The organism is Kineobactrum sediminis, assembly GCF_002868715.1.
Classification (GTDB): Bacteria; Pseudomonadota; Gammaproteobacteria; order Pseudomonadales; family Halieaceae; genus Kineobactrum; species Kineobactrum sediminis.
Genome location: NZ_PKLZ01000001.1, coordinates 522,442 through 544,144 on the forward strand (window position 1 = coordinate 522,442; position 21,703 = coordinate 544,144).

The following is a 21,703-nucleotide window of genomic DNA, read 5'->3' on the forward strand; positions in this document are numbered from 1 at the left end:
GCAACAGCTTTCCCTAAAAAAATAACCAAGGAGCTGATGATGCCCGCGATATTTTCATGCCGCAAAAAGGTCTTGCCGCTTACCATTCTTGCAATAACCGCCGCGACTCTTGGCCATAATGCCAATGCGCAGCTGGAAGAAGTGATTGTTACTGCCCAGAAGCGGGCGGAATCCATCCAGGACGTACCGATTGCCATTACCGCCTTTGACGAGGCGGCGCTGCGCGACAAGCAGATCAATGGCTTCGCCGACATGCGTTTCACCGCGCCCAACGTGTCTTACAACAAGGGCAACTTCACCGGCAACAACTTCCAGATTCGTGGGGTTGGCAGCAACCTCGTGGCGGCCTCCGCAGATAGCGGCGTGGGGGTACACATCAACGAAGTGCCACTGATTTCGCCACGCCTGTTTGAAACCGAGTATTACGACGTGGAACAGGTGGCGGTGCTGCGCGGCCCCCAGGGCACCCTGTACGGCCGCAACTCTACCGGCGGTGCAGCCAACATGATCACCCGCCCCGCCAGCATTGATGTGTTCGAGGGCAGTGTCGATGGCCAGTATGGCAACTACGACCACAAGAAGCTCAGCGGTGCCATCAACATCCCCGTCAACGATGCCTTCGCCATGCGCTTTGCCGGCCTGTGGCTGGACCGCGAAGGCTATACCGAAAACCTGTTCAACAACACCGATGTCGACGGTCGCGACCAGTACTCGGTGCGGGCGTCCTTCCGCTGGTTGCCCACAGAGGCCACCCAGGTAGATCTTATGCTGTCCTATTTTGACGAGGACAGCACCCGTACCCGCAGCCAGAAAACCATGTGCCACAATGACCCCAGCGGCATCCTCGGCTGCCTGCCGGACCGGCTTGATTTTGACGTACCCAACCCCTCATCCCAGTTGGCCAATATCCTGGTATCGAACGCCGTGCTGGGCCCGTTGGGCGCCTTTACCCTGGGTTCCAATGAGCGCCCCCTGGTGCCCCGGGACCTGCGTAAAGTGGCCAGCGAACGGGACCCCATCTATACCGCTGATGAAACCCTGGCCACCCTGACCATCGCCCAGGAAATGGGCGACTACACCCTCACATTTGTCGGCGGCTACCAGGACACCAGTGTACTGTCGCAAATGGATTACCAGTGGACAGCCAGCGCCCCGCTGGCGATTCCGGCACTGCTGCCCTTTGTGGCGCCAACCGCTGCCAGCACCCTGTTCGCTGATGGCCTGTGGCCTATCTCAGCGCCTTCGCCCAATTCCACGGGCAGCATTGGTGGCCACATCGATTCCTACAGTGAGGGCCTGGAGTCCTACGACCAGTCCAACCAGTCATCCGAGCAGCTATCGGCGGAACTGCGCCTGCAGTCGGACCTTGACGGGCCCCTCAATTTCACGGTCGGTGGCTTCTGGATGGATGTCGACCTGGACAACCAGTACTGGGTATTTGCATCGGGGTTTGAATATTTTGCTACGGTGTTTCCGGCAGCGGTATTCGGGCTGGATGGCCAGGGCTGGGTTGGCCCCCAGTTCAACAACGAGACCATCGACTACAACATCAACTCCCAGGCCGTCTTCGGCGAGCTCTATTTTGACATTACCGAAACGCTGAAGCTGACTGTTGGCGCCCGCTATACCATCGACGAAAAAACCATCACCGACCGGGCGATACTGTTCAACAATGATCCGGTAACAGGCCTGCCGGTATTTCAGGAGTTTGGCGCTGACCTCCCCATTCCCACCCCTACCCGCAATGACAAAATCGAGTGGAAGGAGACTACCGGGCGCGTTGTTCTCGACTGGTCGGTAACCGCGGACATGCTGGCGTATGCGTCCTACTCCCGCGGCTACAAGGGTGGCGGCTTCAACCCGCCCTTCGACCCCGATGACTTCCCCGACCAGGAGCCCGATTTCAAGCCCGAATTTGTGGACTCTTTTGAAATAGGCGTGAAAAACACCCTGCTGGACAATACCCTGCAGGCCAACTTCAGCGCCTTTTTCTATGACTATGCGGACATGCAGATTTCCAAGATCGTCAACCGCACCTCTTTTAACGAGAATACCGATGCGGAGATCTACGGCGGCGAGGCGGAGCTGGTGTTTGCGCCCAACGACCGGTGGGTGCTGAACGGCAACCTTGCCTACCTGAACAGCACTGTGAAGGGCTTTGAAAGTATCGATACCCGCGATCCTACTGCCGGGCGCACGGATGTGACCTTGATCAAGGATCTCAGCAATGCGTCCAACTGTGTCGCGATGATATCGCCGGAACTCTTTGCCCAGCTTGCGGGCTCCCAGTTCTCCAGCTGTGGCGCGCTGGCAACTGCCGGGCTGCCCATCGTCGACGGCATCAGCCAGGACCTGGATGGCAACCGCCTGCAAAATGCACCTGAGTGGTCACTGAGCCTGGGTGGCCAGTATACCTTTGCGTTGCAGGGGGACAGTGAACTGACCTTGCGCGTGGACTACTACTGGCAGGATGAAATGTACTCGCGGCTGTTCAACCGGGAAATAGACCGCATACCCTCCTGGGACATCTGGAATGCACAGGCCACCTATACCTCTACCGATAATCGCTGGTATGCCCGGGCTTTTGTGAAGAACATTGCCGATGATGACCACCTGGTAGGCATGTATGTAACGGATCCGTCCTCCGGTATGTTTACCAACGTGTTCTCCATCGAGCCACGTACTTACGGCCTGGCGCTGGGCTATAACTTCTAGTCCGGGATTCTCGCATTACCAAACGGCCAGAACCCCGGTTCTGGCCGTTTGGTATGGGGCAGCCTCTTCCACTACCGGGCCTTAACAGGCCTCGGGCCTTAAACCCGCCAGTTTCTGCTACCATTCTGCTGTTATCCCTCTAAATCAAGGAGCGCCCCATGCTACGGATACTGGCCTATATCATCGGCATCCCCCTTCTGCTGCTGCTACTGGCAGTAGTGCTGGTCCCCCTGTTGGTGGATGAGCAGAGGCTTGTCACCATGGCGGCAGATGCCGTGGAGGAGCGCAGCGGCGCCCGGATTACAGTACACGGTGATGCCGGTCTGGCCCTGTTCCCACGGGTAGCACTGAATCTCGGCGACACTGAAGTCAACTTGCCGGACCCGGGCCAGCCGGAAATCAGGGTTGGTACGCTGGCGGTTGAGGTGCGCTTGTGGCCCCTGTTTACGGGCGAAGTGGCAATCACCGGTATCGAGTTGAATAACCTGGAGATCACTGTTCCCGCGGCGGAAGTGCCGGCAACTCCCGAAAACAGATCCCTCACCGACGCCGAACTGGACAGGTTTTTTGAAGCCAGGCGGCGCGCACGGCGAGAAGCTGCGGAATCTGCCGCGGGAGGAGCACTGGCGCTACCGATGGCGCTGAACATACAACGCCTGCAGATCAGTGATGCCCGCATCACACTGCTGCAGGCCGACGACGCCGAACCGGTCATTATTGAAATTGAGAGCCTCAGCGCCCAGGGCCTCAACCTCGACGGCGAGCCGGTACCGCTGTCGCTGCGCCTGCGCGTAGCAGGAGAACCTGTCGTGCTGCTGGACCTGGATGCCACATTCAGCGTCGACGGGGAACAGCAGCAGCTAATGCTGCGGGAAGCTGACGCCGAATTGTCGGGGGCAACACCGCAACCACTGCAGCTGCAAGCCAACGGTACCGTTGACCTGGAAACCCGGAAAGCTGATCTGGAACTGGTACTGCGCAGTGGCGATATGCGCGGTGACGGCACCCTGCGCTACGCCGGCTTTGAGAGCCCGCAGATTGATGCCACCCTGCAGCTTAACCTGCTGGATCCGGCCCTGTTGCTACTGGCGGGCCCGGACGCTGCAACGGCCGAAACTGAAAAAACCGGCAACGGTGCCGACACCGGCGACGCACCGCTACCGCTGGACGCACTGCGCCTGGCGGATACCCGTGCTGACATCACGGTCGACCGGGCGGTAATAGAACCACACACCATTACCGACCTGCACCTGCAGCTGCGCGCGCTTGAAGGCGTCGTCACCCTGGACACCATCACCGGCGCCGTGCATGGCGGCCAACTGGACGCCACCGCCACACTCAATGCCCGGCGCAGCATCGCGCAACTGGATACCCGGGGCGAATTCAAGGGGCTGGACACCGCGCAGTTGCTGGCGGCACTGGACGCGGATCCGGTATTGACCGGTAATGCCAGTGCCAACTGGGAACTGACCAGCGCGGGACGCACACGCAATGAACTGGTTCAGGGGTTGCTGGGCGAAGTCCAGTTGACCACCGCTGACATCGTCCTGCAGCAAATGGGCATAGAACGCATGCTTTGCGAGGTTGTCGCCCAGGTTAACCAGGAATCATTGCAAGCCCAATTGCCTGCGCGCACTGAATTCGAAACCCTCACCGCCACCATCAAACTCGGCGAAGGTGAGGCATTATTGGCGCCGCTGCGCGCAGAACTGGCTCATGTCGCGCTGCGCGGTGACGGCAGGCTGGACCTCGCAACAACAGAGTTTCGCGCTGATTTCCGCGCCCAATTGGGCTCCGGTTTGGCGGAGGTGGACCCCGCCTGCAGAGTCAATGAACGCATTACATCAATCGCCTGGCCGGTGGTCTGCAAGGGCGAACTGGGCGGCGAACCCGGCGAGTGGTGTCGGGTAGACAGTCGCGAGATCCTGCAGGCCCTCGCCAAGGGCGAACTGGAACGCCAAGTGAAGAAAGAAGGCGGCAAACTGTTGCAGAAGCTGCTGGATCGCACCCAGCCAAAGGAAGAACAACAATGATCAGGCCCCTCCTGTTGGTACCGGCTATTTTTGCCTTGTTGCTGACGCCTCTGGTTGCAGCCGGGGAAAGTCCGGAGATCAGTGCAACTGAAACCGTCATCGACCGGCTGAACCTTACACCCGCGCCCTATCCGATCAGCAGGCACCCGCGCTGGCAGCCATCGCGAATAGTGGTTTCACTGCCTCCCCGGCTGGGCAAGGACATGCCGGGCTATGCACTCGAATTGCAGGAGGCGGCAGGGGACACAACGCTGGTGCTGGACACCTCCGGCGCCTTTGTCCCCAGTGCCGAGACACTGGCCGGGGCCGATGCTTATATCGGTTTCTGTACCACCGGGATGCTGGCCAATGCCGATGAATCACTGCTCTGGGTGCACAGCTATACCGTGGGTATGGACCGCTGCAGCAATGCCGACGAGGCACTGCTAGGGGACCGGGTTTTCACCAATAACAAACGCCTGTCCGGACCGACCATTGCCGAACACAGCATCGCCATGCTGCTATCCATCAGCCGCGGCCTGCCCGCCTATACTGCCGCCCAGGCGCGCCGGGAGTGGCGCCCCGAACTGGCGGCGAAACTGGAATTTGGCGAGCTGGCCGGAAAAACCATGCTGATTGCGGGCCTCGGCGGCATCGGTACCGAAATTGCGCGTCGTGCACACGGCCTCGGCATGCGCGTTATTGCCACCCGGCATTCATCCCGTGAAGGACCGGATTTCGTCAGCTATGTCGGGCTGTCCGATGAACTGGAAGCTCTCGCTGCCAAGGCTGATGTCGTGGTCAACTCATTGCCACTGACGCAGGAGACACGCGGCCTGTTCGACAGGGCATTCTTCGCCCTGGTAAAACCCGGAGCGATCTTTATCACGGTTGGCCGGGGCCAGAGCACGGTCACCGCCGACCTGGTGGCAGCGCTGGCGAGCGGCCACCTGTACGGGGCCGGCCTGGATGTTACCGACCCGGAACCACTGCCTGCCGACAGTCCGCTATGGCTACTGCCGAATGTGATAATCACCCCGCATGTTGCCGCCGCCGGCGGTGCCAGCCTGCAGCGCACCGCGCTGATTGCCACGGAAAACCTGCGCCGCTACGTTAGCGGCGAGGCATTGCTCAACCTCGTCGATATGGAGGAAGGCTACTAGCGAAAGCAGTAACAGGCGCCGCCACTGGTGATCATCAGGCGGCGCGCAGGGCCCTGCCGAGAGGACGACTGCCCAGGGTCTCGGTGAAGCCGCCCTGCTCCCATACCGGCTCGCCCTTGATCAGCACGTGGGTCACAACACCATCGGACCGGTTCACCATCTGCTTGTGATCGAACAGCTCGCGATGGATGAATTCCCGATTATCGTTGGTATCCCAGCCCTTTAGTACCTCCGGATCAACCATGGTGATGTCCGCCTGGGCGCCGATTTCGAGGCTGCCCACATCCAGCCCGAAAAAGGCCGCGGGCTCCCGGGTAAGGCGTTGCACAATGCGGCTCACCGTTGCCATGTCCTGAGCCTGGGCCAGTTTCAGTGACATCAGGTTGCCGTCAAAGAACGCCATATTGGTGATATGGGCGCCGGAATCATTGAACCCGGGCATGACGTTTTTGTTCAGCAGATAGCCCAGGGTGGCGCGGTTATCCTTGTTACCCACATCCGTCCACCAGCGGAAAGATTTGTCATAGGCGCGCAGCATATGCAGCATGAAATCCGCGTCGTCCGTGGTGGGCCTGGGAAACGCCTCGAACGCTTCGCGCTCCGCGTCCGAGCGGGCCTCATTGGGCTGCCCGCGCTGGAAGCGTTGCAGCCGCTCCAGCACCTGCTGCATGCTCTCTCCGTCCCACTCCGCTACCGGCGCGCCATCAAAAATCATCATCCGAAAGTCGCGGATCACCAGTTTGTCGGGTAGCCCGAGCTTGCTCTTGAGATGAGCCAGATTGCGGCCTTTACGGCCGTGATGCCAGTCGCGGCGAAACTCTTCAATGAATGCCGGGTCATTGAGTAGTGCCAGGCGGCCCTCTACATCATCGTATTCCTTGGCGATCAGCTTGCAGGTGGAGTCCAGCTCCTCAAAGATCGGGCTGACAATGCCGTCTGCCCAGATCCTGAAATTGGTACCCAGGGCCTGGAAATGGATACGCCCCTCGAGCAACGAGCTGTTGATCAGGGAGGCAAGCCCCAGAAAGGCGTTGGACGCCTTGGGTGCCAACACGAACTCCATGACCGATAGCGCCGAGGTCTTCAGTGGTGTGCCAAACAGACGGCCACTGCTGAGCATAAAATACCCCAGTGCCTTAAGCCTGTTTTCCAGAATCGGCGTGGTTTGCCAGACCCTGTCATGGCGTCTCACCACCCGCAACAGGCGCTTGAGCTCGCCGAAACTCGCAAACTGGGTGGGAATCCGCTGGTCGGTATGTGGGTTGTTGGCAAGGTAGTGAAAGGGCAGACCGTCGGTACTCATACCGAGGTAGCCCTGGTCCATCGCCTGCTCGAGTATCTCCTCCATTCGCACCAGTTCGGCTTCCGTCGGGTCGCGACTGATACTGTCGCGCAAGCCCATGACCTCTACCCTAAGCATGGAGTGGGGGACAAAAGCAGCGATATTGGGCCCAAGAGCCAGCTGCTCAAAGTGGTCAAGGTAATCACCGGTATTGTCCCAGGTAATTGTCTCCACACACTTGCTGAGTACTTTCTTGGGGATGTTCTCCACCCGGGTGAAGCAGTCGACAATAGGATTCTGGTCATCTTCCACCTGCTGGCCGAAACAGGTGCCAAGGCTGCAATTGCCCACCACCACAGTGGTAGTGCCATGACGAACCACCTCCGGTAACCGCGGGTCCAGGTCCACCTCCAGATCAAGGTGCGTGTGAATATCCAGCAAACCCGGCATCAGCCACTGTCCCGTACCGTCGATTACCCGTTGCGCCTCCGAGCGTGGCAGCGCATGTCCCCTGGCCGCTACTCGACCATCTTTTATAGCAATATCAACAGCTTGTGGCGCCTCGCCGCTGCCGTCAAAAACCAGTGCGTCGGTAATCAGGGTATCCCAGGTAACTGTACTCATAGCAACTCCAGTGTGGTGCCCGCTTTGCGACGCGGCATTGTTATTCGGGGTTTTTGCTCAGGATTTTTCATCTGCGCCCTAATCTGCCATTAGCGCGAGCGACAGGCAAGGTTAAGCAATGCCGTGGGGTAAAACAATGCCTCATGGCACAACCAGCCCCCTTGCGCTATTTGTAAGCACGCTTATAATGAGTGCCGCTATTAAATCACGAGGTTGCCATGTCCAGTGCCACCGACATTGCCGATCAGCTGAGTTTCGAGCTGCACAGTTCGGCGCGGCTGTGGCGGCGTAATTTTGATCGTCGGGCCAAGGAGCACGGGCTCAGCCGCGCGCGCTGGCAGTTGCTCTGGCTGTTGGCCAGGGAGGAGGGACTGAAGCAGGCGGAGCTGGCTGACCGCATGGACATCGCACCGATCAGCCTTGCCCGGCAGGTCGACAAACTGGAACTGGAAGGCCTTGTGCAGCGCCGTCGCGACAGTGATGACAGGCGCTGCTTCAGGATCCACCTCACTGATGCGGCCCAGCCGGCACTACAGATTCTGCGGCGACTCGCACAGGAAACCCGGAGCGAGGCACTGGCGGGCTTCAACACCGAAGACATTGCACAATTACAGCAGTTACTGGGACGGATTCGACTGAACCTGTCCAGCGAGGAGTAAACACGTGACCATAGGTCTTAAACGCAATCTGGGCATGGGCCTGGGCATCGCGCTGGCTATCGCTCTCGGGCTCTGGTTCAGCCTGGGCGGGCGCAACAGCGTCAGTACCGAGAACGCCTATATCAAGGCCGGTAAGCTGGCGCTGGCGGGCGAAGTCAGCAGCGTCATAAAAACCGTACTGGTGGCAGCCAACCAGCCGGTAAGCCAGGGACAGTTATTGGTACAACTGGAAGACCAGCCATTTCGCCTGGCGGTGTCCGAAGCTGAAGCTCATCTGGCGCAGGTGCGCAACCAGATACTGGGACGCCGTGCCGACTATGCGGAAATCGAGGCGGAACTGCAGCAGGCGAGACAGGACGCTGATTATTACCAGCGACAACTGGCCCGCAACCAGAACCTGGGCCCGGCCGCAATATCCGAATCGCAACTGGACGAGTCGCGCCAACTGCTGACCCGTTCCAGAGCACGGATTGCCATCAACCTGCAGAAACTGGCGAGCCTTCGGGCCGCTTTGGGCGGCGGTCCCGACGTGGCGCTGGCCGCGCAAGCGGATATTCAGGTAGCCCAGGCACAGCTTGACCGGGCGCTGTACCAGCTGTCGAGAACCCGCATCGAAGCACCGGTTGACGGTGTCATTGCCAACGACGTGCCGCAGGCAGGGGAGATGTCTCCCGCGGGATTCAGCCTTATCAGTATGCTCGATACCAGCGAACTCTGGGTAGAGGCCAACCTCAAGGAAACCCAACTCGAACACATCCGCCCGGGACAAACTGCGGAGGTGAAAATCGACGCTTATCCCGGCCAGCGGCTGCGGGCGGAAGTGGCCAGCCTGAGTGCAGCCAGCGGCTCCGAATTCGCCATGATCCCGGCCCAGAATGCCAGCGGTAACTGGGTGAAAGTGGTACAGCGCATCCCCGTGCGCCTGCGTTTGCTGCAGACTGAAGGCGCACCGGTTTTACGTGCCGGCATGAGCGCCGAGGTGCATATTGATGTCAGTTCGGCGCGGGCGAACAGCGCAAAGGTTGGCGCAAGCGCAATCGGTGGAGCTGACGTCGCCGCAATCGCTCCATGACACGAAGCCCTTACGCTACCTATCTGCTCGCCGCCAGCGTGATGCTGGCGACGATCATGCAAGTACTGGATACCACCATCGCCAACGTTGCCCTGCCGCATATGCAGGGTGGCCTGGGCGCCAGCAGCGACCAGATTATCTGGGTGTTGACCTCTTATATTGTTGCTGCAGCGATCATGACCCTGCCAGTGGGCTACTTGTCACAGCGTTATGGCCGCAGGGCGGTACTACTGTGGTCCGTGGCCGGGTTTACGGTCAGCTCCATGCTTTGCGGACAGGCCGGGTCGCTCACCGAAATGATAGTGTGGCGTATTGCCCAGGGTATCTGTGGCGCGGCCCTGGTACCCCTGTCCCAGTCCATCCTGCTGGACAGCTTTCCCCCGGAGAAGCATGCCTCGGCGATGAGCGTCTGGGGTATGGGGGTCATGATTGGCCCCATTCTCGGGCCCAGCCTGGGTGGCTGGCTTACCGAATATTATTCCTGGCGCTGGGTATTCTACATCAACCTGCCCATTGGCATTATTTCCATGCTGGGCATCTATCGGTATGTGCCCGTTACCAGGACCACCCTGAAACGCTTTGATTTTCTCGGTTTTGGCCTGCTGGCCCTGGCGGTGGCATCGCTACAGTTACTGCTTGACCGGGGTGAACATGTGCAATGGTTTGATGCCATGGAGATCAAGCTTTATGCGATTCTGGTGGCACTGGGGCTATATCTCTTTGTTGTCCACGCCCGCACTTCCGAGCATCGGTTCCTGTCACCGGCGCTGTTTCGGGATCGTAACTTTGTTACCGGCCTGATGTTCATCTTCATTGTCGGCATTATCCTGCTGGCAACCATGGCGCTGCTGCCACCCATGTTACAGAACTGGAAAGGTTACCCGGTGTCCACTACCGGCCTGATCCTGATGCCAAGAGGCGTAGGCACCATGCTGGGCATGCTGGTGGTGGCCAGGCTGATGCGGTTTATCGATGCACGCATGATATTACTCGCGGGCATGAGCCTGGTGTGCCTGTCCTTGTGGGGCATGACCCAATTCACCATTGAGGTGGGGGCGCGCGAACTGATCATCAACGGTTTTGTCCAGGGCCTGGGCCTGGGTTTGGTGGTAATACCCAGCACCACCCTCACCTATGCTACGCTTCCAGGACACCTGCGCGATGAAGGCGCGGCACTCTATAGCCTGTCGCGCAATATGGGCAGCAGCATCGGGGTATCCATGGTGATGGCGGTACTGACCCGCAATCTGTGGATTAACCAGCAGGAGCTGGCTTCACGCCTGCAGCCGGACTCCGGCCTGCTGGCCATGCTGCCCGATACCGGCACTATCGCGGCGCTGCCCATGGCCGTTGCCCGGGAGTTGAATCGCCAGGCGGCGGAAATTGCTTTTGTGAATGACTTTCAACTATTAATGTGGGTGAACCTTGCGGCCATGCCGCTGGTCTTACTGCTGAGAGTGCCCCGGGTGCCAGCACTGCAAGGCGCAACCAGCAACCCCTGATTCTGTGGAGCGTACTTATCACTTCCAACCCTCAAACCGCTACTATCGCCTTTGACAACAGCTACGCCCGGCTGCCGCGCTACTTTTATAGCCGCCAGCCGCCCACGCCGGTTGCGGCACCCGGTGCGATACGCGTCAACCGGCCACTGGCGGAGGCGCTGGGACTGGACCCGGAATGGCTGGCCTCGCCGGAAGGCACCCTGGTGCTGGCGGGCAATATCGTGCCGGAAGGCGCAGAGCCACTGGCTGCAGCCTATGCCGGGCACCAGTTTGGCAGCTTCAATCCCAAGCTCGGCGACGGCCGGGCAGTGCTTTTGGGTGAACTGGTCAGCAGCAGCGGCGAACGCTTTGATTTGCAGCTCAAGGGCGCGGGCCGAACTCCCTATTCCCGGGGCGGTGATGGTCGCTCGCCGCTGGGGCCGGTATTGCGGGAATATAGTGTCAGTGAAGCCATGGCGGCACTGGGCGTGCCTACCAGCCGGGCGCTGGCGGCGGTCACCACCGGGGAAACGGTGGTGCGGGAACGCATACTCCCGGGCGCCATCCTGGCCCGGGTGGCACACAGCCACATACGTATCGGCACCTTCGAATTTTTTGCCGCGCGCGAAAACACCCAGGCCTTGACCGAACTGGTTACCCACACCCTGCAACGCCATTATCCCGAGCAGGCGGATGCCGAAAACCCGGCACTGGCGCTACTCGAGTGTGCGATTGCTGCACAGGCCAGCCTGATTTCGCGCTGGCAGTTACTGGGCTTTATCCACGGCGTGATGAATACCGACAACATGCTCTTGAGCGGGGAAACCATTGATTATGGACCCTGCGCTTTTATGGACAGCTTCGATCCGGATACGGTATTCAGCTCCATAGACCATGGCGGACGCTACAGTTACCGCAACCAACCCGGCATAGGGCACTGGAACCTGGCGACCCTGGCCCAGTCCCTGGTGGCGGTGTTGCATACGGACCCCAGGGAGGCCGTACGCCTGGCCCAGGGTGCGGTAGACACCTTCAGCGACCGGTTCCTGGACGTCCACACCGAGGGCCTGAAGCGCAAGCTGGGGCTGGTGACCGACCAGCCTGACGATGCCGCGCTGATTGAGGAGCTTTACACCCTGATGGCGACGCACAAGACCGACTTCACCCTCACCTTTCGTCGCCTGGCGGACCTGGCCTGCCCCGAGGGCGAACCCGGCCGCGATGTCGCAGCGCTCTATGCACTACCCGGTGAGTTTGAATCCTGGCTTGCGCGCTGGCAGCAACGCCTCGCCACCGAGGCACAGGCGCCAGCCGAACGCCAGGCGGACATGTATCGCGCCAACCCGGTGTATATCCCGCGTAACCACCTGGTCCAGGAGGCTATCAGTGCCGGGGAGGCCGGCGACTTTGGCCCTTTTCACCAGCTGGTCGATCGCCTCGCCGATCCCTGGACCTTTACCAGTGCCGACCAGCACTATGCCCTGCCGCCGGCACCGGGGCAGGAAGTGGCGCAGACATTTTGTGGTACCTGAATGCCGGTGACCGCCGCCTGCGCTTCGACTCGCGGCGGTCAAGGCCGTATAATCAACGCCTGACACCGTTGTCCCAAACCTCTTTCGAGCGCTGCCGTGAAAACCGAATTCCTGGGTAAAGAACTGTCCGGCCCCTTCACCATCCCCTCCGGTATCGTGACCACCGCCACCTCCATCATCCAGTACGTGTTTGACCACATGCCGGAAGTGGGGGTCGTCACTACCAAAAGTATTGGCCTGGCGCCCCGGGAGGGTAATCGGGAACCGGTACTGAGCCAGTATGCGCCGGGCTGCTTCGTTAACGCCGTTGGCCTGACCAACCCCGGAGTACACGAATCCGTTGCCCTGCTGGGCAAACTGCGGGTGCCGGCAGACCGGTTTCTGCTGACTTCGATCTTTGGCGGTAGCCTGGAAGAGTTCGTTGAGGTGGCGAAGCTGCTGGCACCGGTATCGGACGGCCTGGAACTGAACCTGTCCTGCCCCCATGCCAGCGGTTACGGCATGGCGATGGGCCAGGACCCGGACCTGGTCCGGGAAATCACCGCGGCGGTAAAAGCCGTGGTGGATATTCCCGTAATCCCCAAGCTTACCCCCAATACGCCCAATATCACAGAGATTGCCCTGGCGGCCGCCGCCGGTGGCGCCGATGGTATCTGCGCGGTAAACACCGTCGGGCCCGGCTATACCTCGGCCCACGGCCACGCAGTGCTCACCAACGGTGCCGGGGGCATGTCCGGCAAGGGTATCCTGCCCATCGGGCTCAAGTGTGTGCGCGAAATAGTCGCGGCGACCGGTCTGCCGGTGATCGGTTGTGGTGGGGCGAGCAGTGCCGATGATGCCAGGGCCTTCTTTGATGCCGGCGCCACCGTAGTGGGAATTGGCTCAGCTCTCGTAGGCATGACCACCGACGAAATTGCGGACTACTTCAGCACCCTGCAGCAGGACATCGACAGCGGCCGCAATCGCGCCGAGAGCCATATTCGCTACGACATCGACATGAGCTTCCGGCCGGTTACGCTGGTGAGCAACGAGCGCGTTTGCGAAGACATCGCCATCCTTACCTTCGACCGCAAGGTCAATGTGCAGGCCGGGGAGTTCGTTTTCCTGTGGCTGCCCGGTATCGGCGAGAAACCCTTCTCTGCGCTCACCGATGACCCGTTCTCACTGGTGGTGATTGACCTGGGCCACTTCACCCACCACCTGATGGACCTGCCGGCAGGCACTGAAGCCTACGTGCGCGGGCCCCACGGCATTCCCGTGGCGCCGCCGGAGGACGCCCGTATCATGGCCGTGGCGGGCGGTACCGGGCTGGCAGCGGTGTACCAGATCGCCCGGGACTTCGGCAACGCAGAGATCTTCGCCGGCGCCCGCAGCGCCGAGCGTCTTTATTTCCAGGACGAATGCGCGCAGATCGCAGACCTGCACATAGCCACCGATGACGGCAGCGCCGGCTTCCACGGCCGGGTCACCGAACTCCTGCGCCAGCGCCTCGAAGCCATGAGCCCTGCCGAGCGCGACAACCTCGTATTCTACAACTGCGGCCCGGAACCCATGGTCCACGCCGCTGTTGCCGTACAGCGCGAATTCTGCCGCGAAGACCAGATCGCAAGCGCCATCGACTACCTCACCAAATGCGGTGTCGGCATCTGCGGCGCCTGCGCCACGCCCGACGGCCGACGCGGCTGCGTCGATGGCCCCTTCCTCTAACTAACGGGGGTCATAACGGGGGTCAGGTCTCGCATTGTAGCATCGTAGATATCTGCTTCGGAGGCTCAGCAACTACCCCAGCAGTTTGTCAGCGTTTTTCCCTGCGCAGTTTAAGCAGCCATGAGCTCTGGTTTTTTTCCGCATCATAAAAAACCGCCATGGTGAAGAAAAACATCAGCAGCAAAATTATATGAGCCGCCAGGCTTACCCCGAAGTAGAGAATGCTTCCGAGATAGGCTGCGAAGGCACCACTCCACATAAATGCCAGGATTGTCATGATGAACATCCTGCTGGTGGGGTCGGGAATATGTCTCAGGGGGTTTTTGCTGGAATCAAAAATGTATTTGTAGGCGTCATACACCCGGAGTCCAAGATTTTTCATGTGCAATCCTCCATTGAACGGAATGTCCAGTCATTGAGGTTACGGCCGCTCAGCGTGGCTGGATTGGTGGCGAATGATCCCGTCGCCAATTTTTGAGTCGCTCCCGGTGACCTAACCCGCTCTTTTCAGCGCATCTATCAATTCCTGCTTGTTCATCTTGCTGCGACCGTCAATATCCTTCTCACGGGCGCGGTCATACAGCTCATCCCGGCTGAGCGATTCCATGTTCGCCTTTGCATGTTCCTCAGGGGCAGGCCTGCCCTGCAAGCGTTCTTTCAGTACCTGCATGAGGTCGACGACGTTGTCTTGTTCTGTCGCTGTCTCGAAGTCCGGCTCGGCGAGGACATCTTCGCCCGTCTCCAGCTTGGTCGAAATACGTTCACGAACTCGCCGGGTGTCCCGGTCGGTCAACAGGGAGCGATCCAGCGTCTGCGAGTAGAGGGCTTTCATGGCGTCCTGTATCTCCCGCACCTGTTCCCTGGGGGGCTTTTCCAGAGCCGGCAGGCCGATCGCTTCAACGGAACGGATTTCATCCTGGAAACGCAATGTCTCGGCGCGCAGTATCCCGGCCTCGGCAATGATGGTGATCAGGTATTCCTTGTCACGCATTACAAAAGTCGCTACGCCTGCCTTGTGCTCATCTTCCATGCTCTTGGCCAATAGCCGGTAGGCCTTGGTTGCACTCGAATCCGGAGCCAGAAAATAACCGCGATCGAAAAATACCGGATTGATATCTCCCCGTGGAACAAAGCGCCTGAGGTCGATTGTCCGGCTCTTTTCAGGAACGAGCGCCTCCAGCTCCTCATCTTCGACGATAACGAAACGATCCCGATCGACAGGGTAACCCCGGACTATTTCATCGCGTTCGAGGATCCTGTTTTCCTTCTCGCAGAAATACTCGCGGCGCAGCGGCGTACCCTGATGGTCGACCATCTTCAGTGACAGAGACTTGCCGCGGTTTGCCGGGAACAGGCTGACCGGCAAGCTCACCAGGCCAAACGCCACGACACCCGACCAGAAGGACCTGGGCTGGAAGGAAGGCTGGTCATCATCTTTTTTTCTAGCCATGGCTCACACTTTTCAGGCTTGCCTCCAGCGCCTTGCCAAGATCTTCCGGTGTTTCTTCTGTTTTGCGCCTGGGCGCGCGCCTGATGCGGCCGCCCTTTTGCTTTTTGTCGATCAATTCCAGAACCTGATGGCGGTAATCATCCCGGTAATCCCCGGGTTCAAATCGCGCCTCCAGCATACCGATCAGTTGGCGAGCCATCTCGAGTTCACGCTTGTCCAGCGGCTTACCGCCGGGTGGTTCGAGCTCTTCAGCGGAAACCACCTGTTCTTCGTGGCGCAGGGATATCAGCATCAGGTACCCCTCGAAAGGACGCAACGCGCCCAGATACTCCTTGTTCCGCATCACCCAACGGGCCAGACCCTCCCGGTCCTGTGCCTGCAGCGCCTGTGTCAATGCCGCGTATTTGTCCTCGGCGCCATCAGGGCCCAGGTAATAGGGCCGGTCATACCAGCGATGGTCGATAGCCTCCGGCGGCAGGAACGCGAGGATCGCTATCTCCCGGGACTTCTCCGGCTTCAGCTCTTCCAGTTCTTCCTGGGTCAGGATGACTTCTCGTCCCCCGCTGCTGATATAGGCGCGCCGGGTCTCGTTATAAGGTACGATTTCCTGCGTCTCCGGATTGACCATGGCTTGCCGGACGGGGGAATGATCTTTCTTGTGCAGCAGCCGGAAATGCACGTTCCTGTCCGCGACGGCGGAAAAAAGCTTCACCGGGACCGCGATCCCGCCGAAATGAATGACACCTTTCCATATCGCCCTGGCTGCCATCAAATCGATCCCTCGGTCTGTTCGCGCCTGCAGTCGGGGCACAGAATGATTCCATGTCCCGCTTTGTCGTCGTAACACAGCATACACACGGACCGGTCACAGGCGGTGCAGTAGGCCAGGGCCTCGGCGTGAACCGGTGCTTCACAGGCACAGCAGGACTCCGACCCGGGTGACAACCACCAGGAGAGATACCGGCTCGCAGTGCCCGCGGAGTTATCGTCGTCCATCATGATTTCTCCAGTCCCACCTGCCGGCGCATCCGCGAGGTGATCGCGACGCGGGACGCTTCATAGTCTTTCCACGGGTCCTCCCGCAGCGCACCCAGGCGGCGGCGAATATTGCTGATCGTGTACCGGTTCGAATTGACCCGGCTCGTCAGTTCATCCCATCGCAGCGGGGTAGCGACGGGCGCATTTTTTCGGGCGCGCAGCGAATACCGGCCTATGCTGGTGCTGCCTCGTCCGTTGCGTAGATAGTCGAGGAATATCCGCCCCTGGCGTTTTTTTTTGGCCATGTTCGTGGTCAGGTTCCGCGGATCATCCTGTGCGTGCGCCCTGGATACCGCGTGGGAAAATTGCTTGACCTCATCCCAGGTAGAGCCCGGCTTCAAAGGTACTATCAGGTGCAGACCCTTGCCGCCGGTGGCCTGCAGGAAGCTGGCCAGACCCAGGCCATCCAGGCGTTCGCGCAGGTCCATCGCAACCCCGGCGATCCGAGCCCAGGAAACATCCGGCCCCGGGTCCAGGTCGAATATGATGGTATCCGGCATTTCGATACTCTCGACCTGGCTGCCCCAGGGATGGAACTCCAGCACGTTGAACTGGACCAGCGCGATCACGTCGCTGATGGTCCGGACATAGACATAATCCCGCTCAGAGTCGTCATTTTCCCGTATCGCTATCCGTGGCACGCCGCTGGCGAAGTTCTTGCCAGGGTGCTTCTGGAAGAAGCATTCCTGTTCCCAGCCCTCCGGGCAGCGCAGGAGCACAAGCGGCCTGCTCGCGAGGTGAGGCAGTATCCATTCCTGGATATCCTCGTAGTAACGGGCCAGTTCCAGCTTGGTCACGCCCTGTTCCGGATACAGGATCCTGTCCGCATGAGACAACTTGATACCCGCCACTTCCTGGTCCCCGCGCTTGCCGCGTTTGCTGCCCGCAGTTCCGCGTTCGATCCGGGCGGGCGGCACCGCCGGGCTCTCCGGCTTCGCCCTCACCGTTGCCGGGTCCTTGTCTTCCCGCAGGCCCCTGAAGACGGGGTGGCGCAGTACACCCGACCCCGTGCGCTCGGTGAATTCCACATCCACCACCAAGTTCGGTTCCACCCATCTGGCGCCGGTGCTCCCCGGCACTTCTGTTTCGAAAGGACATGAGTCGGTTTCCAGTTGCCGTAGTGTCCTGTGCAATTGATCCAGTTGACGCTGGGTAAAACCCGAACCCACTCGACCGACGTAGTCCAGCCCCTTTTTGCCAAAGGCGCCAAGCAGTAGCGAGCCAAACCCGGAACGAGCACCGGAGGGTCGCGTGTAGCCGCCGACCACGAATTCATCCTGGGCGGTGCACTTCACCTTCACCCAACTCCCCTGACGACCCGAACGGTATCTGGCATCCGCGCGTTTCGACACCATCCCCTCGAGGCCCAGCTGGCAGACCTGTTCATGGAAGTCGGCGCCATGCCCCTGCACGTGATCCGAATAACGCACCCGGGCAGTGAGTTGGGGCAGAGTTTGCAGAAGCTGTTCCAGCGTCCTCTTGCGCTCGAGCAGAGGGCTGTTTCGCAGGTCGTAACCGTTCAGGTAGAGGAGGTCGAACGCCAGGAAGACCAGCTCGCCGGTATGCCCGCGACGCCGGGAATTCGCGAGACTTTCCTGCAGCCTGCGGAAACTCGCGGCGCCATTTTCATCGAATGAGGCAATTTCCCCGTCGATGAGTGCGCTTTGCACCGGCAGTGTCGCCAGAGCTTCGGCAAGTTCTGGAAAGCGTCGTGTCCAGTCCTTTCCGTTGCGGGTGATGATCGTCGCCTCGCCCTTGTCCAGCCATGCCAGCAGGCGGTAGCCGTCGTATTTGATCTCATGGATCCAGTCCTCGCCTTCGGGTGCCGTTTCAACCAGCGTGGCCAGTTGCGGCGAGGGCAGCTCCCGCAGCTCGGCCCGGCGGGCACGGTCAATCCTGGAGGGGTCCGGCACAGCTTTGTCGTGAGCGTCGACCGCTCGCTTGTTCTTCGGTTTTTCCTCGCGTGCGATCTCTTCCATGCTGCGGCCGGAAACGATACTCAGGTCATCCGGATTCAGTTCCTGGCCCGTCTCGTCCGTCCGCTTGATCAACAGCCAATCCCGGTCACCCCTGTTCCGGTCCGTTGGTTTGCCGCGCATGCGGACCAGGGTCCAGTGGCCGGTGAGTTTCGCCCCCTGTAGCTCGAAATCGAGTTTATCCTTGGTCGACTTGCCAAACTGTCGCCAGCGACCGCGGTCCCATAACATGATCGTGCCTCCGCCATATTCTTCCCGCGGAATGACGCCCTCGAACTCGCCGTATTCCAGCGGATGGTCCTCGACTTCTACGGCGAGCCGTTTTTCCCCGGGTTCGAGGCTGGGCCCTTTCGGCAATGCCCAGCTCCGCAGGACACCGTCCTGCTCCAGGCGGAGGTCGAAATGGTCATGGCTGGCTGCATGCTTGTGCATGACGTAAAGGCATTCGCCCGGTGAGGCCCCCTCCGAGCCTGAGGGTTCCGCGGTGCGGCTGAAATCTCGTTTGCTCCGGTATAGCTCGAGCTTCTCTGTCACGATCTGTGACCTCTTTCCAGGATTACGCCAGCTTCCCGGCTCCGGTTGCACCATAAACCTGGCCGTTGATAGAGCGCGCATCCAAGCTGCTACCCGGCAAACAGGATGCCTGGTGGTGCCCTGTCCCTCCACGGGAACGGATGCAAAAACAGGGCTGCTTGCTGTCGCTCGAAGAGCCATGCGCCTGTATCCGGCAACTTGAACTGTCCCGAAAAGCTTAGTTCGAATTGGCTGAAAATCAATCAGAGGTCGGGCCATGGTAGCTGACAGGGCCGTTATTTATGGACTATGAGCTTCGCAGCATATGGCTCACAAACCGCACGACTGCGGCCCTGTCCCCTGGCTTTATGGAGAAGCTCGTCGGCTCTACGCAGGCCGAGCTGTACACGATACCCAATCTTGTCAGTGCCGGTCTCAGAGCGCCGACAGAAAGTCTTTCAGGCTTTGCTTATCAGAGAGGTCTCCATAGAGCACGCGACGATGTCCTGACCCTTCTATGTGCAACAAGGCGGGCGTGGCGAAGATGTCGAAGCTGATTGCCTCTTGTGGTTCCCTTAGCAGGTCAATCTCGCGTGGCGGAGCGACGTCGATGCCAGTTTCGTCTAACGCTGCTGTCAGATTGAGATGAGCTCGTCGGGAACGGGGCGCCTCGCCGGTCACGAAAAGAATGAGCGGAGAGTCGTTATGCTGGCGTTCTGCGGGAAGCGGGCGGTTCACTTTTTGGCCCCCCCTTCGTTGGGATCACGCCGTCGCACAATGTGTCGTTCATGACGATACACCTCATTGTCGATCGCCGACTCATCGTTGTGCTCGACTTTCAGCTCTTCCTGCAGGCGTTCAAGGTCCTCCTGTCCCTGCTGGATAATAGAGCGGGTCTTGTCGATGTCCCGCGCCAGGCGATTCTGCTGGCGAAGGCGGTCCTTGAGCTGGCGTTGTCGTAGAGAGGCTTCCTCGCTTTCCTTCTGAGCGCGTGCCGTGCCCATCAGGACATCGCTGCCGTAAGGGTAGACATCGGCGAGTTCAATACCGTTGGTCGACAGGAGCATTTCGCGGACCTGATTCGAGTGGGCTGTTCCCCGTGACTTGACTACTGTCAGTGATCGATTGCGCTCTCCGCCAATGATCTGATAGCGCAGCACAATCCAGGTATCGGCGAGGGTCGAGGCATGGCTTAAAGTGGATTCGTTGAAGGGGTCATCGGCCTCGGATAGCGAGGTGATCATCGTGGTGATGCCCCGGATACGTGTCACGGTAAGCAGGCGTTCCAGGGCAAGGAAAGCACTATCGGCGCCGGAAGACTTGAGCAGGGCTGAAGCGGGGTCGATGACCAGGCAATCTGGCTGGAAATTATTAATCAGTTCCAGCATGGCCACATAGTGTTCCTCGACCAGAGCAGCCCAACTAGCCCGGGTGAGGACTTTCAAGTGGCCGCTGTCGATGGGCGACTGCAAGTCAATGCCCAGAGTGCCGACATTGCGCACGATCTGACGGGCGAACTCGTCGAAGCTGACCAGCAGGCCACGTTCGCCCCGTTTGGCGGCTGCCGCCAGGAAGGCCGCCCCCAGTGTGGTCTTGGACGTCCCGGGCTGGCCGGAAACCAGTACAATCGAGCCGCGATAGATGCCGCCATCCAGGATCTTGTCGAGTCGCTTGATGCCAGTACCGATGCGCTCCCCAGCGGCCGGAACCTCTTCGGTGACGATGGGCTCGGCGTAGGGAAGATGGATGCCGGCATCGTCGATCAGCATGGCGAGCTCATCGGGATTGTGGCGGGTGCCCCGGTACTTGGCGATGCGGAAACGCCGGTTGAGGCGCTTATCGACGAGGGTGCTGGATACCCGCAGAATGGTGGACAGCATGAACTCGATACCGTTGAGGTAATCCGGCCGAGGGTTATCGTCACCCATTTGCTTGCCGGTCAGCAGCAGGGAATACCGGTGCTCAATACACCAGTCGTTGAGCTGGGCGACCTGATCGATGGCCGTTTGGCTGTCCGGCTGGCGCCGCAGTAGCTGATCAATGCCGTCGAGAACGATCCAGGTGCCGTCGACACGCCTGGCACACAGGTCCAGCACGGCGAGCAAGCCCTCAATGTCGAAGGCCCCGGAGAACTCGGCCTGTCTCATCGATTGGCCGTCGATGATCTCACAGCGCGATGATTCCCGTAGCTTTGGACCCCACCGGAAAGCATCGGCGTTGCGCAGGATCTGTTCGCGCGACTCCTCGAAGCTCATGAAGACCCCGCCTTCCCCGCGTTCCAGGGCACTGGCGAGAATCTGCAGGCCGATGATGGTCTTGCCGCAGCCGGGTTCGCCGATTATCAGCGTAGCACCACCGGCTGGCAGGCCACCGTGGGTGACCATGTCCAGGTCGTGTATGCCGGTGGCGCGTTTGACCAGGCCGTGTTCTTCAGTCACATCGGTTTCGTTCATCGATTCTCCTTGCAGGCGCATTCAAT

Annotated in this window: 16 protein-coding genes; 8 read left to right on the plus strand and 8 right to left on the minus strand. The window is 60.0% G+C overall.

From position 1 onward, the window contains the following. Window positions 1–36: 36 nt before the first annotated feature. The 3 genes from CWI75_RS02320 to CWI75_RS02330 all read left to right on the plus strand — a co-directional run bounded on the left by CWI75_RS02320 (window position 37) and on the right by CWI75_RS02330 (window position 5,890). A complete protein-coding gene (locus CWI75_RS02320) occupies window positions 37–2,715 on the plus strand; it encodes a TonB-dependent receptor (RefSeq protein ID WP_101519838.1) in 2,679 nt (892 codons plus the stop codon). 158 nt (window positions 2,716–2,873) lie between these two features. Then, window positions 2,874–4,748, plus strand: coding sequence for an AsmA family protein (locus CWI75_RS02325; RefSeq protein WP_101519839.1), 1,875 nt, complete (start codon window positions 2,874–2,876; stop codon window positions 4,746–4,748). Beyond that, entirely contained in the window at window positions 4,745–5,890 is a 1,146-nt protein-coding gene (locus CWI75_RS02330) for a D-2-hydroxyacid dehydrogenase (protein ID WP_101519840.1), read from the plus strand. Before CWI75_RS02325 ends, CWI75_RS02330 begins: the two co-directional genes overlap by 4 nt. 34 nt (window positions 5,891–5,924) lie before the next feature. On the opposite strand, the gene CWI75_RS02335 is transcribed toward CWI75_RS02330, so the two are convergent. Beyond that, window positions 5,925–7,796: an N-acyl-D-amino-acid deacylase family protein gene (locus CWI75_RS02335; RefSeq protein ID WP_101519841.1), complete on the minus strand. Its 1,872-nt coding sequence runs from the start codon at window positions 7,794–7,796 to the stop codon at window positions 5,925–5,927. A 218-nt stretch (window positions 7,797–8,014) separates the two neighbouring features. Here CWI75_RS02335 and CWI75_RS02340 point away from each other — a divergent pair, with 218 nt between their 5' ends. From CWI75_RS02340 to CWI75_RS02360, 5 genes are all read left to right on the plus strand, one after another. After that, entirely contained in the window at window positions 8,015–8,455 is a 441-nt protein-coding gene (locus CWI75_RS02340; RefSeq protein WP_101519842.1) for a MarR family winged helix-turn-helix transcriptional regulator, read from the plus strand. 4 nt (window positions 8,456–8,459) lie between these two features. Then, entirely contained in the window at window positions 8,460–9,527 is a 1,068-nt protein-coding gene (locus CWI75_RS02345) for an HlyD family secretion protein (RefSeq protein ID WP_206604614.1), read from the plus strand. Continuing rightward, a complete protein-coding gene (locus CWI75_RS02350) occupies window positions 9,524–11,029 on the plus strand; it encodes a DHA2 family efflux MFS transporter permease subunit (RefSeq protein WP_101519843.1) in 1,506 nt (501 codons plus the stop codon). The genes CWI75_RS02345 and CWI75_RS02350 overlap by 4 nt, the downstream gene beginning before the upstream one ends. Further along, complete coding sequence (locus tag CWI75_RS02355) at window positions 10,942–12,540, plus strand: protein adenylyltransferase SelO (protein WP_241521041.1); 1,599 nt, start codon at window positions 10,942–10,944, stop codon at window positions 12,538–12,540. Before CWI75_RS02350 ends, CWI75_RS02355 begins: the two co-directional genes overlap by 88 nt. A gap of 96 nt (window positions 12,541–12,636) precedes the next feature. Beyond that, the gene (locus CWI75_RS02360; RefSeq protein ID WP_101519844.1) at window positions 12,637–14,247 is read left to right on the plus strand and encodes a tRNA-dihydrouridine synthase; all 1,611 of its coding nucleotides are present in this window, start codon (window positions 12,637–12,639) and stop codon (window positions 14,245–14,247) included. Between the two features lie 88 nt (window positions 14,248–14,335). Here the strand turns inward: CWI75_RS02360 and CWI75_RS02365 are convergent, their stop codons facing one another. The 7 genes from CWI75_RS02365 to CWI75_RS02395 form a co-directional block, all read right to left on the minus strand. Next, complete coding sequence (locus CWI75_RS02365) at window positions 14,336–14,629, minus strand: hypothetical protein (RefSeq protein ID WP_101519845.1); 294 nt, start codon at window positions 14,627–14,629, stop codon at window positions 14,336–14,338. 111 nt (window positions 14,630–14,740) lie between these two features. Continuing rightward, window positions 14,741–15,697 carry a non-homologous end joining protein Ku gene (gene ku / locus CWI75_RS02370; protein ID WP_101519846.1) on the minus strand — a complete coding sequence of 319 codons (957 nt, stop codon included), beginning with the start codon at window positions 15,695–15,697 and terminating at the stop codon, window positions 14,741–14,743. After that, window positions 15,690–16,466, minus strand: a complete 777-nt coding sequence (gene ku / locus CWI75_RS02375; RefSeq protein WP_101519847.1) for a non-homologous end joining protein Ku — start codon at window positions 16,464–16,466, stop codon at window positions 15,690–15,692. The genes ku (CWI75_RS02370) and ku (CWI75_RS02375) overlap by 8 nt, the downstream gene beginning before the upstream one ends. After that, window positions 16,466–16,696, minus strand: coding sequence for a hypothetical protein (locus CWI75_RS02380; RefSeq protein WP_146003530.1), 231 nt, complete (start codon window positions 16,694–16,696; stop codon window positions 16,466–16,468). The genes ku (CWI75_RS02375) and CWI75_RS02380 overlap by 1 nt, the downstream gene beginning before the upstream one ends. After that, window positions 16,693–19,245, minus strand: a complete 2,553-nt coding sequence (gene ligD, locus CWI75_RS02385; RefSeq protein ID WP_206604615.1) for a DNA ligase D — start codon at window positions 19,243–19,245, stop codon at window positions 16,693–16,695. Before ligD ends, CWI75_RS02380 begins: the two co-directional genes overlap by 4 nt. A gap of 414 nt (window positions 19,246–19,659) precedes the next feature. Then, the gene (locus CWI75_RS02390; RefSeq protein ID WP_101519850.1) at window positions 19,660–19,962 is read right to left on the minus strand and encodes a circadian clock KaiB family protein; all 303 of its coding nucleotides are present in this window, start codon (window positions 19,960–19,962) and stop codon (window positions 19,660–19,662) included. Beyond that, window positions 19,959–21,677 (minus strand): DUF7125 family protein, encoded by a 1,719-nt coding sequence (locus tag CWI75_RS02395; RefSeq protein ID WP_101519851.1) that lies wholly within the window; start codon window positions 21,675–21,677, stop codon window positions 19,959–19,961. Before CWI75_RS02395 ends, CWI75_RS02390 begins: the two co-directional genes overlap by 4 nt. Between the last annotated feature and the right edge of the window lie 26 nt (window positions 21,678–21,703).

What these genes read in the sequence shown, in the direction of transcription:
- CWI75_RS02365 (WP_101519845.1), bottom strand. Translation starts at nt 14,629, where the DNA reads ATGAAAAATCTTGGACTCCGGGTGTATGACGCCTACAAATACATTTTT.
- CWI75_RS02335 (WP_101519841.1), bottom strand. Translation starts at nt 7,796, where the DNA reads ATGAGTACAGTTACCTGGGATACCCTGATTACCGACGCACTGGTTTTT.
- CWI75_RS02325 (WP_101519839.1), top strand. Translation starts at nt 2,874, where the DNA reads ATGCTACGGATACTGGCCTATATCATCGGCATCCCCCTTCTGCTGCTG.
- CWI75_RS02340 (WP_101519842.1), top strand. Translation starts at nt 8,015, where the DNA reads ATGTCCAGTGCCACCGACATTGCCGATCAGCTGAGTTTCGAGCTGCAC.
- ku (WP_101519847.1), bottom strand. Translation starts at nt 16,466, where the DNA reads ATGGCAGCCAGGGCGATATGGAAAGGTGTCATTCATTTCGGCGGGATC.
- CWI75_RS02350 (WP_101519843.1), top strand. Translation starts at nt 9,524, where the DNA reads ATGACACGAAGCCCTTACGCTACCTATCTGCTCGCCGCCAGCGTGATG.
- CWI75_RS02320 (WP_101519838.1), top strand. Translation starts at nt 37, where the DNA reads ATGATGCCCGCGATATTTTCATGCCGCAAAAAGGTCTTGCCGCTTACC.
- CWI75_RS02330 (WP_101519840.1), top strand. Translation starts at nt 4,745, where the DNA reads ATGATCAGGCCCCTCCTGTTGGTACCGGCTATTTTTGCCTTGTTGCTG.
- ku (WP_101519846.1), bottom strand. Translation starts at nt 15,697, where the DNA reads ATGGCTAGAAAAAAAGATGATGACCAGCCTTCCTTCCAGCCCAGGTCC.
- CWI75_RS02395 (WP_101519851.1), bottom strand. Translation starts at nt 21,677, where the DNA reads ATGAACGAAACCGATGTGACTGAAGAACACGGCCTGGTCAAACGCGCC.
- CWI75_RS02380 (WP_146003530.1), bottom strand. Translation starts at nt 16,696, where the DNA reads ATGATGGACGACGATAACTCCGCGGGCACTGCGAGCCGGTATCTCTCC.